Genomic DNA, 12,985 nt, shown 5'->3' with positions numbered 1-12,985 from the left:
TGGAGTCAAGAACATGGATCGTCGTTCCCTCATCAAGCAGGCCGGTATCGCCGGTGTGCTGGCCGCCGGTGTCGCCCCCGCTGTCCACGCCCAGGCCGCCGTGCGCTGGCGCCTCGCCTCGAGTTTCCCCAAGTCGCTCGACACCATCTTCGGCAGCGCCGAGAAGTTCTCGCAAACCGTCAAGGCCCTGTCGGGCGGCAAGTTCGAAGTCTCCGTGCACGCCGCAGGCGAACTGATGCCGGCCTTCGGCGTGGTGGACGCCCTGCAGGGCAACACCATCGAGATGGCGCAGACCGCGCCCTACTACTTCACCGGCAAGAGCCCCATCTTCGCCTTCGGTTGCGCTGTGCCTTTTGGCCTGACTGCGCGCCAGATGGACGCCTGGATGGAGCATGGCAACGGCCGCAAGCTCATGGACGCCTTCCTGGACCAATACAACATCAAGAGCGCCAGCGCCGGCAACACCGGCACGCAGATGGGCGGCTGGTACCGCAAGGAGATCAAGACCGTCAAGGACCTCAAGGGTCTGAAGATGCGCATGGGCGGTGGCCTGTTCGGTGAAACCATGGCCAAGCTCGGCGTGGTGGCGCAGAACATGCCTGCCGGTGAGGTCTACCAGGCGCTCGAGAAGGGCACGCTGGACGCCACCGAGTTCGTCGGTCCCTACGACGACGAGAAGCTGGGCTTCAACAAGGTGGCCCCCTTCTACTACTACCCCGGCTGGTGGGAAGGCGGCGCCGAGCTCGAGTTCTATATCAACAAGAAGGCTTATGCGGCCCTGTCTGCCGAGAACCAGGCCATCGTCGATGCCGCTGCTGCCGTGGCCGCGCGCGACATGACCGCCAAGTACGACGCCAGGAACCCGGCCGCTCTCAAGCGCCTGGTCGCGGCCAAGACCCAGCTCAAGCCTTTCTCCAAGGAGATCATGGACGCCGGCTACAAGGCGGCCATGGAAGTCTTCGCCGAGCACGAGGCCAAGTCGCCCGAGTTCCAGAAGATCCACCAGGACATGCGCACCTTCCAGCGCGACCAGATCCTGTGGGCGCGGTTCTCGGAGTTCCGCTACGACGGCTTCATGGCCTCCGCCAAACTGTAAGTCGCACGACAATGCGCACAAGAAGCGGGCCTGCGGGCCCGTTTCTTTTTTGCGTAGAAGTGCGTACGGGGGTAACTCCCTATGCCTGTGCTAGTGGGTGCTTCCTAGAATCGGCCCATCTCAGTTCCATACAAGGAGACATTCATGGACCGTCGTTCCCTTATCAAACAGGCCGGTATCGCCGGCGTGCTGGCCGCTGGTGTCGCTCCCGCGGTGCATGCCCAGGCCGCCATCCGCTGGCGTCTGGCTTCGAGCTTCCCCAAGGCCCTGGACACCATCTTCGGCGCCGCTGAAGTGTTCGCCAAGTCCGTCAAGGCCATGTCCGGCGGCAAGTTCGAAGTCTCGGTCCACGCCGCTGGCGAAATCATGCCGGCTTTCGGTGTGGTCGACGGCGTGCAGCAGGGCTCCATTGAAATGGCCCACACCGCTCCCTACTATTTCTTCGGCAAGGACGAGACCTTCGCCCTGGGTTGCGCCATCCCCTTCGGCCTGAACAGCCGTCAGATGACCGCCTGGCAGTACGAAGGCAACGGCCTGAAGCTGATGCGCGAGTTCTACGCCAACTACAACATCGTGCACTTCCCCGGCGGCAACACCGGCGCGCAGATGGGTGGCTGGTACCGCAAGGAAATCAAGTCGCTCAAGGACATCAAGGGCCTGAAGATGCGCATAGGCGGCTTCGGCGGCAAGATCCTCGAGAAGATCGGTGGCGTGCCGCAGAACATCCCCGGCGGTGAAATCTATTCCGCCCTGGAAAAAGGCACCATCGACTCCGCCGAATGGGTGGGTCCCTACGACGACCAGAAGCTGGGCTTCAACAAGGTCGCCCCCTTCTACTACTACCCCGGCTGGTGGGAAGGTGGTCCGCAGCTGGACTTCTACATCAACAACAAGGCCTTCGACGCCCTGTCGCCCGAGAACAAGGCCATCGTGCAGGCTGCGGCCAGCCACGCCCACGTGACCATGCAGGCCATGTACGATGCCCGCAACCCGATCGCGCTCAAGCAGCTCGTCGGTGCCGGCACCAAGCTGCGCCCCTTCCCGAACGATGTGATGGCTGCCGCCTACAAGGCCGCCATGGGCTTCTACGAGGAGTTGTCGGCCAAGAACGAAAACTGGAAGAAGGTCTACGCCGACTACGCCGTGTTCCGCCGCGACCAGAACCAGTGGTTCCGCTTCACCGAAGCCCGCTTCGACAGCTTCATGCAAGCGCAGAAGATGTAAGGCTGCCAGCCTCAAGAAAAAACCGCGCTACGGCGCGTTTTTTTTATTGGGGAGGGTCGGTGAACGCCGCACAGCGCGCGGCCCGCGGAGTTCAAAGCTTGCGGAATTCGGCCAGTTCGCGGATCAGGCGTTCGAAGTCCGTCAGCAGCACCGGGTCGGCTGCATAGAAGACGGAGAATTTGCCCATCAGGGTGCGCGCGTAGAGGCGCGGCGCGATCAGCCAGTCCAGCCCGCGCACGCGGATCAGCTTGCCGTAGGCCAGCTCACGCAGCTCCAGCTTCTTGTCCCAGACCCAGGTCTGGTGCAGCGCCGTTGCGTCCAGCCGCGTGCGGCTGCTCATGATGTGCCACCAGGTGTAGAGCATCAGGGCCAGGGCCGTGAGCAGCCATACCAGGCCCGTGCTGCTGCCCGAGCCCAGCGCGCCGGCATGCCAGAGTGAGGCCAGCCAGGCCGAGCCCGCGCCCACGATGACCGTGGCCAGGGCCTTGAAGGGGCGTGTGAAAGCCGGGCTCGAAAGCCCGGCCTGGGTTGGGGTGAAGCGAAAGGGGGGCGGGCCCAGGCTTTGCAACAGCTCTTCGTTCATGTGGCAAGCCTGGCCGCGCAGGGCGACCAGCCCTCTTATTTCTTGTTGTCCTTGAGCATGTCCTCAAGGCGTTTCTGGTCTTCGTCCGCGCTGGCGTCGGCGGCTTCTTCCGCCGTGGGTGCGGCTTCGCCGTTCTCGCCGGGCTCGATCACCACTTCCAGATTGACCTTGTCCAGATCGACGACTTCAGGCTTGTCCAGGAAGGCGGTCACGGTCTGCGGCACGAAGATCACGATGGCCACCAGCAGCAGCTGCATGATCACCCAGGGGATGGAGCCCATGTAGATGTCCTTGGACAGCACGGGCTTGGCGATGCGTTTTTCCTTGAACAGGGTATCGGCGATGCCGCGCAGGTAGAACAGTGCGAAGCCGAAGGGCGGGTGCATGAAGCTGGTCTGCATGTTCACGCACAGCAGCACGCCGAACCAGATCAGGTCGATGCCCATCTTGTCGGCCACCGGGCCCAGCATGGGGATGATGATGAAGGCGATCTCGAAGAAGTCCAGGAAGAAGGCCAGGAAGAACACGAAGACGTTCACCGCGATCAGGAAGCCGAGCTGGCCGCCGGGCAGGTGGCTGAGCATGTGCTCGACCCACTTGGCGCCGTCCACGCCCTGGAAGACCATGGAGAAGACGCGCGAGCCGATCAGGATGAAGACCACCATGGCCGTCAGGCGCATGGTGCTCTTCATGGCGTCCCAGATCAGGGGCCAGGTCAGGCGTTTGTGCATCGCCGCCAGGATCAGTGCGCCCACGCAGCCCATGGCGCCGGCCTCGGTGGGCGTGGCGATGGCGGTGTTCAGGCCGGGCAGGCCGCCCATGGAGCCCAGCACCGCGAAAATCAGGATGGCCGAGGGAATGATGCCGCGCAGGCACTTGGCCCACAGGGCCCAGCCGTTGAGCGTGCGCGCCTCTTTGGGCACACCCGGCACATGGTGCGGCTTGATCATGCTCAGCGCGAAGGTGTAGCCCGCGAAGATCAGGATCTGCAGGATGGAGGGGCCCCAGGCGCCCTTGTACATGTCACCCACGGGCTTGCCCAGTTGGTCGGCCAGCACGATGAGCACCAGCGAGGGCGGCACCAGCTGCGTGATGGTGCCCGAGGCGGCCAGCACGCCGGTGGCGTAGCGCATGTTGTAGCCGTAGCGGATCATCACCGGCAGCGAGATCAGCGCCATGGCGATCACCTGGCCGGCCACGGTGCCGGTGATGGCGCCGAGGATGAAGCCCACAATGATCACCGAGTAGCCCAGGCCGCCGCGCACCGGGCCGAAGAGCTGGCCCATGGAGTCCAGCATGTCTTCCGCCAGGCCGCACTTCTCGAGGATGGCGCCCATGAAGGTGAAGAAGGGGATGGCCAGCAGTAGGTCGTTGCTGAGGATGCCGAACATGTTGAGCGGCAGGTTGGCCATGAACTCGGCCGGGAACCAGCCCATCTCGATGGCGAAGAAGCCACTGAACAGGCCCAGGGCCGCCAGCGAGAAGGCGACGGGGAAGCCGATCAGCATCACCAGCACCAGGCCGGCGAACATGATGGGCGCAAAGTTTTCCATCTGCATTTTTTTATTCCTGAAGTCTTTGAGTAGGGGGCGGCAGATGGTGCTTATTGCACCGGCTTCTCGTAATGGGTGTCCATCTCGATCAGGCCCATCAGGTAGGCCACGCGCTTGATGATCTCGCTCAGGCCCTGCAGGAACATCCAGCCGAAGCCCAGGGGCAGCAGCAGCATGGCGGGCCAGCGGATCAGTCCGCCGGCGTTCTGGGACATTTCACCCGTCATGTACATTTTTACGAACAAGGGCCAGCTGAACCAGGTCAGCAGCGCCATGACCGGCAGCAGGAAGACGGTGAGGCCGAACAGGTCGACCAGGACCGGGGCGTGGTTCTTGAGCTTGCCGTAGAAGATGTCCACGCGCACATGCTCATTGAGCTTGAGCACGATGGGTGCGCCGAGCATCACGGTGGCTGCGAACATGTACCACTGGATCTCGAGCCAGCCGTTGGAGCTGATGTCGAGGCCGTAACGCACAAAGGCGTTACCAGCGGAAATCATTGCGGCGGCGAGTACGGCGACGGCGGCGATCTTGCCGAATTTGTCGCTGATCCAGTCTATGAGCTGGCTGAATTTCAGAAGGGCATGCATGCTCTCTCCAGGAGGGGTGGTCCGGTATTGCCCGGGTGGTCGGCAGCGCGGATAAGGCACTGGGCGGTACATCCGGCAAATCCGACGATTTTAATGGACGGCCGGCAGGTGCCAGGGGGTGTAAACACCAGTAGGTAGTTCTGCAGACCCGCCCGCTGCCAGTCAGGGAGAAGTCAGGTCGGCGGCGGGCAGTGCCTTTGGAAGATATAGGCCCATGGCCCTGGACATCCCCGGCTGTAAGCGCCCTTATCTGGCAATCGAGGAGTTGGGCTCGTCCACTCGGCGGCGTCCGACGCATTCAGGATGGGGAGCGAACTTCGCCTTCTCGCACTGGTCCAACATGCAGGTTTCGTAGCCCAGCAGGATGCGTCCATCACACTCCTTGCGCGGGTCGGGGATCTCTGCGGGCTTGGGGGGCGTCGCCGGGGTGGGTGCCTGGGCCGCGGGTGCCCCGCCTTGTGTCGGTGCCGATGCCGGTGCGGGTGCTGGTACGGACGTTGTGCCCTTCGCGGTCAGGCGCGACGCTGGCTTCGGCGCCACATCAGCCGCCGGGCGCACGGCCGACGGGGCCGGCGATGCGGTCGTCACCGGGGGCTGGGCCGGAGTGAAGGGCGCGGCCGGGCTGGCCGTCGGCAGAACTTCCCCGTCCTGGGTGCCGCGTCCGTTGCCGATGCTGAAACCAATGGCAATGCCGCCTGCGACGGTGGCGGCCAGCAAGGCCAGCAGCAGACCCCGGCGGCGGGTGCCGGATGGCGTTGCGCGTGTCGCCGCCACGCCTGCCGAGGCCGGGGTCAGCGCCTGCGTCGCATCATAGGAAGAGGCCTGATCCGCCGCAGGGCTGGCCTGGGCGCGCGGCCGGGAAGCCTGTCCCCCGTCCTGCAGGCGCTGGAGGCGCTGGCGCGCCAGGTCGGCGTAGATGCCATCCGGGAAGCGCAGCAGGAATCCGTGGAAGGCCTGTGCATCCTCCGAGTCCTTGATCTCCTTCCAGTAGACCAGCTCCACCTCCTGCGTCACGGTAGAGGAGGGCAGACTGGGCGCGCTGCCGCCGGTGGCCAGCAGCGACTCTCCCCGGGCCAGCGTGGATGTCCAGGTCGCGCTGTCGCCGGGGCCGCGTTGTGCGAGCGGCGGCACCATCGTCGGATCCGCGGCAGAACGCGCCGCGGCCTGCAGCGCCGTATTGAATTCTGCGGCGGTGGAAAACCGCCGGTCCCGGTTCTTCTCCAGGGCACGCGCAACGACGAGGTCGATTTCGTGTGGCAGGCTGGGGTTGAAGGCGGAGGGGGGCTTCACGCCCTGGGAGACGATCTGCTGGCTGACGTCAAAGTCACTTGTGCCCTCGAAAGGCCGGGCACTGGTCAGCAGCTGGTACAGCACGATGCCGGCGGAGAACAGGTCGGAGCGGGCGTCGACGGTCAGCCCCTGGACCTGCTCGGGCGACATGTACTTCAGCGTCCCGACCACGGTTCCGCGGGTGCGGGTGGCGTCGGCGGCATCCTGAATCCGCGCGACACCGAAATCCGTCAGCTTCACGCGGCCACTGGCCTCGATGAGCAGGTTGGCCGGCTTGATGTCGCGGTGCACGACGTTCTGCCGGTGCGCGTAGTCCAGGGCCGACAGCAGGTCGCCCATGATGGCGACGGTCTGCTCCAGCGTGTGGCGCGCGCCGCCATCGAGATGATGCTTCAGGTCATGGCCCTCGACGAATTCCATGACCAGATAGGCCACGTCGAGATCGCGATCGGAATCGTAGACGCTGACAATGTGGGGGTGCTGCAGGCGTGCGGCCGAACGGGCCTCGGTGCGAAAGCGCGCCTCGTACTCGATGGCCTCCGGCTCGCTCAGGGCGTCGACGGCGATGGTCTTGATGGCGACGCGCCGGTCCAGATTCGGATCCCGGGCTTCGTACACGACGCCCATGGCCCCCTTGCCCACCACGCGGATGAGATCGTATCGCCCCAGTTTGTTCAGACTCATCAGCGACTCCAGTACTTGCAGCGGATGTTAGCCGAACCCGCAGCCCAAGGCCCTTGCAAAGCCTGCGTGATCGGGGTGGCGACGGCAGTTCCGTGGGGCTGGTGCCGGCGTCCCGCAGGGGCGTTCGACAGCCGGCCGTGTCCGCGGAATAATGCGCCATGTCGTTCGAACTCCCCGTGCCCTCCTATTCGCGCCTGGACGCGGCCGACCTGCGCAGCACCGGACGCGATCTGCTGAGTCTGGCGCTGATGGACGCGCGCAACCACACCCTGTACCTGATCGGGGAGTACGAACAGGCCCTGCGTGTCCAGGGCCTGCAGGTGCCCCAGCAGGCCGGGCTCAACCCGCCACTGTGGGAACTGGGCCATGTGGGCTGGTTCCAGGAGCGCTGGATCGGGCGCAACCTGCAGCGCCACCAGGGCCCGCGTGCCGACCCGCAGGCCACGCTGCTGGCCTCGCTGCTGCCCCAGGCCGACTTCTGGTGGGATTCGAGCCGCATGCCGCACGAGCGGCGCTGGGCCCTGGAGCTGCCCCCGCTGGCCGACATCAAGGCCTATCTGCTGGCCACGCTGGAGTCCACGCTGGAGCTGCTGGCCAAGACGCCCGACGAGGAGGACGCGCTGTATTTCTACCGCCTGTGCCTGTTCCACGAGGACATGCATGGCGAGGCCTTTGTCTACATGGCCCAGACCCTGGGCCTGCGCCTGAAACTGCCTCTGCCGGTGCCCGCGCTGGCGCGTGAACCCCTGTGGGTGCCGGCCACCCGCTGGCGCATGGGGCTGGATGCGGGCCAGGGTTACACCTTCGACAACGAGCGCCCGGCACACGAGGTGGCCGTTCCCGAGTTCGAGATCGACGCCCAGCCCGTGTGCTGGACGCAGTACGTTGAATTCGTCGCCGACGGCGGTTATGACCGTCCCGAGCTCTGGTTGCCTGCGGGCTGGGACTGGTTGCAGGCGCGGGTGCGAGAGGAGGGCCGACGCGCCCCGCGCCATGTGGAGCAGATCGGGGTGGCGCGCGCGGGTGGCCATGGGGCCGTGTTGCAGGGCTGGTTCGGCCAGACCGTGCGCATGGCCGGCTGGTCGCCCGTGATGCATGTGAGCTGGTGGGAGGCCGATGCCTGGTGCCGCTGGGCCGGCCGGCGCCTGCCCACCGAGGTGGAGTGGGAGGTGGCGGCGCACCAGGCCGGTGCGCGCGGCTTCCGCTGGGGGGAGGTCTGGGAATGGACCGCCAGCACTTTCTTCGGTTACCCCGGTTTCAGCGCCGACCCCTATCGCGACTACTCAGAGCCCTGGTTCGGTACCCACAAGGTGTTGCGCGGCGCTTCGCTGGCCACGCGCCAGCGCATGAAGTCGCCCAAGTACCGCAACTTCTATTTGCCGGGCCGCGACGACTTCTTCAGCGGCTTTCGTTCCTGCGCCCTCTGAGGCGCAGACCCCGCAGCGCGTTTTTTCGAGGCCACGGGTTTTTCCTTGGGCTTGCGGTAATTCCACCAGGGCAACAGGCGGCTCATCGCCAGCACCTCGCCCATGCGCTCGGCCGGCTGGTAACCCGGTAGCAGCTGCAATTGCTGCAGCCAGCCCTCGGCCTGCAGCACGTGGCACAGCGCCTGCACGGCCGGCTCGTCCAGCGCGGACTTCAGGCAGACCAGGTGGTAGTCCTCCAGCACCAGGGGCACGAAGTCCAGGCCGCGCGCGCGTGCGGCCGCCTCGATCCCCAGGCCCGCGTCGGCCTGGCCCGCGGCGATGGCCTGCGCCACCGCCGCGTGCGAGGGTTCGGTGTGCCGGTAGCCCTTGATCTTGCCGGGCGCGATGCGTTGCTGCTTCAGCAGTTCGTCGAGCAGCACGCGTGTGCCCGTGCCCAGGGCGCGGTTCACGAAACGCGCGCCGCTGCCGGCCAGTTGCTGCAGGCTGTGCAATCTCAGCGGGTTGCCGCGCGCCACCATCAGGCCCTGGCTGCGCCGCGCGAAACCGATGATCTTGTGCAGGCCTGGCTTCAGCAGAGGCTTGTAGGTCGACTCGGCCAGTGAGCCTGCGCCCGGTTGCTGCACCGTGTGGAAACCCGCCATTACGCAGCGCCCCTCGTTGAGCGCGCGCAGCGCGTCCACGCTGCCCATGAAGCGCACGTCGAGGTGCAGCTGGTGCTGGTTGGCCGCATGCGTGCGCAGCGCGCTCAGTGCGTCGTCATGGCTGGCATAGAGCGTGAGCACATGCACCGTGTCGTCGAAGGCGAGGGCATAGGCACGTTCCAGGTCGGCGCGCAGCGACTCGATCTGCGGGGACAGGCGGGCCTGGGCCTGGCGCTCGGCCCACAGCAGCTTGTGGCCGAACTCGCTCAGGCGCGCGGCCTGGCCTTTTTCCCAGATCAGCAGCTCGTTGCCCAGTTCGTTTTCCCAGCGCTTGAGTTCGCCCCAGACGTGCCGGTAGGACAGTTCCAGCAAGCGCGCCGCACCAGAGATCGAGCCGCTTTCCTGCACGGCATGCAGCAGGTCCAGCAGGGGGTTGCGGATCAGGCCGGTCTGCGGCTGCGCCTGCGGGACGAATGTGTAGTGGAACTGCAACCTATGCACGGTAATTCATATGGTGGGGTTTTGAAGCAATTCGTACGATACCCCAGAACCCTCTGCGCCCCAGCCACCCGATGTCCACCTTCACCGAAAGCGCGAGCACAGCGCTGCAACTCATCTCATCCCTCGATCCCGCCCTGCTCGCCATCGTTGGCCGTTCGCTGGCGGTCAGCGCCACGGCCTGCGCCATCGCCTGCGTGCTCGGCGTGATGCTCGGCGCCTGGCTGGGCGTGGCGCGTTTCGCGGGGCGCGATGTGCTGCTCACCCTGCTCAACACCCTGCTGGCCGTGCCTTCGGTGGTGGTTGGTCTGGTGGTCTACCTGCTGCTGTCTCGCTCCGGCCCGCTGGGCCACCTGGGCTGGCTCTTCAACTTCCAGGCCATGGTGCTGGCCCAGGCCCTGCTGGTGTTGCCCGTGGCCACGGCCCTCACGCGCCAGGTCATCGAAGACGCCGAGCGTCAACACGGCGAACAGCTGCAGTCACTCGGCGCCGGCACCGGCCTGCGCGGCCTGCTGCTGGCCTGGGACGAACGCTACGCACTGCTCACCATGCTCATGGCCTCTTTCGGCCGCGCCATCTCCGAGGTGGGCGCCGTGATGATCGTCGGCGGCAACATCGACGGCTTCACGCGGGTCATGACCACGGCCATCGCCCTGGAGACCAGCAAGGGCGACCTGCCCCTGGCGCTGGCGCTGGGCATCATCCTGCTGGCCGTGGTGCTGGGCCTCAACACCCTGATCGCCCTGGTGCGTCGCTGGCGCGAACGGCTCGAAGGCCGCGGTCGCGGCATGGCGGTCGGCGTGGAGGCGGCGGTATGAGCGCCGTGTTGCCAGTCGTTGCGCTGGACGCGATGGGCGACGTCACGCAGCGCTCGGCCCGCCCGGTATTCGAACTCCAGTCGGCAGGCGTGAGCTTTGGCGCGCTGCGGGCCCTGCGCCAGCTCAGCCTCAGCATCGCTCCCGGCGAGTCCGTGGCCCTGGTGGGCGCCAACGGCAGCGGCAAAAGCACGCTGTTGCGCCTGCTGCACGGTCTGCTGCGTCCCAGCAGCGGGACCTGCCTGGCGGACGCCGGGCTGCGACAGGCCATGCTGTTCCAGCGGCCTTTCATGTTGCGCACCACGGCGCAGAACAACGTCGCCCTGGCCTTGTGGCTGCGCGGCACGCCCTGGCGTGAAGCCCGCTTGCGCGCGCTGCTCGCGCTCGAGCGCGTGGGCCTGCAGCACAAGGCCGGCCAGCCCGCACGCACGCTCTCGGGCGGCCAGCAACAGCGCATGGCGCTGGCGCGCGCCTGGGCCCTGGGGCCCGAGGTGCTGCTGCTGGATGAACCCACCGCCAGCCTGGACCCGCACGCCAAACGCGAGGTCGAGCAGCTCATCGCCGACTTCGCCGCCGGCACCGACGGCCGGCCCATGACCGTGGTCTTTGCCAGTCACAACCTGGGCCAGGTCAAGCGCCTGGCCAACCGTGTCATCTACCTGGAGATGGGCCGTGTGCTGGCCGATCTGCCCGTGCAGGAATTTTTCGACGCAGCACGCCTGCAGTCCGTCTCGCCATCCGCCGCATTGTTTGTCAAAGGAGAACTCGCATGAACCCCCATCTGGCCCTCTTCCGCCAGGCCGCCGTGGGCGCCGCCCTGGCGGTCGTTGCCCTGACCGCTTCGGCCCAGACTATCGTCATGTCCTCGACCACCTCGACCGAGCAGTCGGGCCTGTTCTCGCACCTGCTGCCGGCTTTCAAGGCGGCCAGCGGCATCGACATCAAGGTCGTGGCCCTGGGCACCGGCCAGGCCCTGGACATGGCGCGCCGCGGGGACGCCGATGTGGTCTTCGTGCACGACCAGGCGGCCGAGGAGAAGTTCGTGGCCGATGGCTGGGGCCTCAAGCGCCAGGCCGTCATGTACAACGACTTCGTGCTGATCGGTCCCAAGGCCGACCCGCTGGGTACCAAGGGCCATGACATCGTCGCGGCGTTGAAAAAACTCGCGGCCGTCAACGGCCCCTTCATCTCGCGCGGCGACAAGAGCGGCACGCATGCGGCCGAATTGCGCTACTGGAAGCTCGCTGACCTGGAGCAGCAGAAGGGCAGTGGCTACAAGGAATGCGGCTGCGGCATGGGCCCGGCGCTCAATATTGCAGCCTCGAGCGGCGCCTATGTGCTGGCCGACCGCGGCACCTGGCTCAACTTCAAGAACCGTGCTGATCTGACGGTGCTGGTCGAAGGCGACAAGCGCCTGTTCAACCAGTACGGCGTGATGGTGGTCAACCCCGCTAGGCACCCGCAGGTCAAACAGGCCGAGGCGCAGAAGTTCGTCGACTGGGTGGTCTCGCCCGCCGGCCAGAACGCCATCGCGGCCTACAAGATCGGCGGCGAGCAGCTCTTCTTCCCGAACGCTGGCCAGTAAGCCGGATCCCTGAGCCTCAGGCTGCGGCAGGAATCTGGGTTCCTGAACGGAAATTTCAGGCCGGGCCCACGGCTCGGATGTGCTGTTCTATCTTTCCAGTCAAATCGGCAGCGTGGGTCACGATCATGAAGTGATTGGCACCCTCCAGTGCCATGAGTCTCGCCTGAGGCAGGCAGTCCACCAGCAGTTGATTGCAACGTTGCATCGCCCGGTGGCTGGTGCTGCCGTAGATCACCAGTGTCGGTACCTGGACAGCGCTGAAGTCCGCGGCTTGGGGATGCTGTGCGTAGCCGGTTCCCCAGTCCAGGATGTTGGTGGGTGTCTGGGTGATGACCTTGTCCTGCACCGCAGGGGGGTAGGCATCGAACGTCCCGACGTCGCCATAGAAGTCGATCACATGTCGCACGGCCCGTTGATCGCCGTTTTGCCAGTCCGCCATATACCGGTCCGTCATGGCATGTACCTGCCGGTTCAACGCAGGCTCGTCACCCAGGAGCAGCAGATTGAAGGCCGTCGGCTCCAGCAGGGTCAGACTCAGCAGTCGGGGGCGGCGGTACATGGCCAGCGCCAACGCCACCCAGGCGCCAAAGGAATGGGCCACCAGGTGCACAGGCGCGCCGACCTGTGCCAGCACGGCTTCGAGCACATCCATCTCATCCTGCAGATGGTCACCCCCCGGCTTGCGCCGTTCCTGTGTCTTTCCATAACCCGACAGGCTGGTGGTGACGGTGCGATAGCGTTCCGAGAGTGGCGTACTGATGTTGCGCCAAGAAGCGCCGGTGGAAAACGAACCTGGCACAAACACCACGGGAGTTCCAGCGCCGCTTTCCTGGTATTCGACAGACCCTTGGGTTTGCGTGATCATGACCACCACTCCTTGTTGCTGCGCGCCAGGCGGGCGAAAGCCGGACGTGCGCCGCATCCGGGATCCGGACCCGCGCTCGACGGTTGCGGCTCACTATAAGCCCGCACGACCAGCGTCCCGTCAAGGGTTTTCAC

General features: G+C 65.9%; 12 protein-coding genes. 6 read left to right on the top strand and 6 right to left on the bottom strand.

From position 1 onward, the window contains the following. Positions 1-13: 13 nt before the first annotated feature. Together AC07NT_RS10340 and AC07NT_RS10335 are read left to right on the top strand one after the other, a co-directional pair. Positions 14-1,096, top strand: a complete 1,083-nt coding sequence (locus AC07NT_RS10340; protein ID WP_498599110.1) for a TRAP transporter substrate-binding protein — start codon at positions 14-16, stop codon at positions 1,094-1,096. Positions 1,097-1,240: 144 nt separating this feature from the next. Next, positions 1,241-2,320, top strand: coding sequence for a TRAP transporter substrate-binding protein (locus AC07NT_RS10335; RefSeq protein WP_498599111.1), 1,080 nt, complete (start codon positions 1,241-1,243; stop codon positions 2,318-2,320). Positions 2,321-2,411: 91 nt separating this feature from the next. Here the strand turns inward: AC07NT_RS10335 and AC07NT_RS10330 are convergent, their stop codons facing one another. From AC07NT_RS10330 to AC07NT_RS10315, 4 genes are all read right to left on the bottom strand, one after another. Continuing rightward, entirely contained in the window at positions 2,412-2,903 is a 492-nt protein-coding gene (locus AC07NT_RS10330; protein WP_498599112.1) for a hypothetical protein, read from the bottom strand. 35 nt (positions 2,904-2,938) lie between these two features. Beyond that, positions 2,939-4,462 carry a TRAP transporter large permease gene (locus tag AC07NT_RS10325; RefSeq protein ID WP_498599113.1) on the bottom strand — a complete coding sequence of 508 codons (1,524 nt, stop codon included), beginning with the start codon at positions 4,460-4,462 and terminating at the stop codon, positions 2,939-2,941. Positions 4,463-4,506: 44 nt separating this feature from the next. After that, complete coding sequence (locus AC07NT_RS10320; RefSeq protein ID WP_498599114.1) at positions 4,507-5,046, bottom strand: TRAP transporter small permease subunit; 540 nt, start codon at positions 5,044-5,046, stop codon at positions 4,507-4,509. 246 nt (positions 5,047-5,292) lie between these two features. Next, positions 5,293-7,020, bottom strand: a complete 1,728-nt coding sequence (locus AC07NT_RS10315) for a serine/threonine-protein kinase (RefSeq protein ID WP_498599115.1) — start codon at positions 7,018-7,020, stop codon at positions 5,293-5,295. Between the two features lie 158 nt (positions 7,021-7,178). On the opposite strand from AC07NT_RS10315, the gene senA reads away from it, so the two are divergent. Then, complete coding sequence (senA, locus tag AC07NT_RS10310) at positions 7,179-8,447, top strand: selenoneine synthase SenA (protein WP_498599116.1); 1,269 nt, start codon at positions 7,179-7,181, stop codon at positions 8,445-8,447. Here the strand turns inward: senA and AC07NT_RS10305 are convergent. Further along, on the bottom strand, positions 8,393-9,589 hold the full coding sequence (locus AC07NT_RS10305) for a substrate-binding domain-containing protein (RefSeq protein ID WP_498599117.1): 1,197 nt from the start codon (positions 9,587-9,589) through the stop codon (positions 8,393-8,395). The genes senA and AC07NT_RS10305 overlap by 55 nt on opposite strands. A gap of 71 nt (positions 9,590-9,660) precedes the next feature. On the opposite strand from AC07NT_RS10305, the gene AC07NT_RS10300 reads away from it, so the two are divergent. Genes AC07NT_RS10300 through AC07NT_RS10290 form a run of 3 tightly spaced genes read left to right on the top strand, consistent with a single transcriptional unit; the run spans position 9,661 to position 11,986 of the window. Then, a complete protein-coding gene (locus AC07NT_RS10300; RefSeq protein WP_498599118.1) occupies positions 9,661-10,404 on the top strand; it encodes an ABC transporter permease in 744 nt (247 codons plus the stop codon). A gap of 32 nt (positions 10,405-10,436) precedes the next feature. Next, on the top strand, positions 10,437-11,174 hold the full coding sequence (locus AC07NT_RS10295; RefSeq protein ID WP_498599173.1) for an ATP-binding cassette domain-containing protein: 738 nt from the start codon (positions 10,437-10,439) through the stop codon (positions 11,172-11,174). Further along, the gene (locus AC07NT_RS10290) at positions 11,171-11,986 is read left to right on the top strand and encodes an ABC transporter substrate-binding protein (RefSeq protein WP_498599119.1); all 816 of its coding nucleotides are present in this window, start codon (positions 11,171-11,173) and stop codon (positions 11,984-11,986) included. The genes AC07NT_RS10295 and AC07NT_RS10290 overlap by 4 nt, the downstream gene beginning before the upstream one ends. A gap of 55 nt (positions 11,987-12,041) precedes the next feature. Here the strand turns inward: AC07NT_RS10290 and AC07NT_RS10285 are convergent, their stop codons facing one another. Next, the gene (locus AC07NT_RS10285) at positions 12,042-12,851 is read right to left on the bottom strand and encodes an alpha/beta fold hydrolase (RefSeq protein ID WP_498599120.1); all 810 of its coding nucleotides are present in this window, start codon (positions 12,849-12,851) and stop codon (positions 12,042-12,044) included. Between the last annotated feature and the right edge of the window lie 134 nt (positions 12,852-12,985).

The sequence above is a fragment of the Hylemonella sp. GW821-FHT10B10 genome, assembly GCF_059415585.1.
The sequence above is the reverse complement of the archived record's forward strand: the minus strand, read 5'-3'. Positions and strand labels throughout refer to the sequence as shown.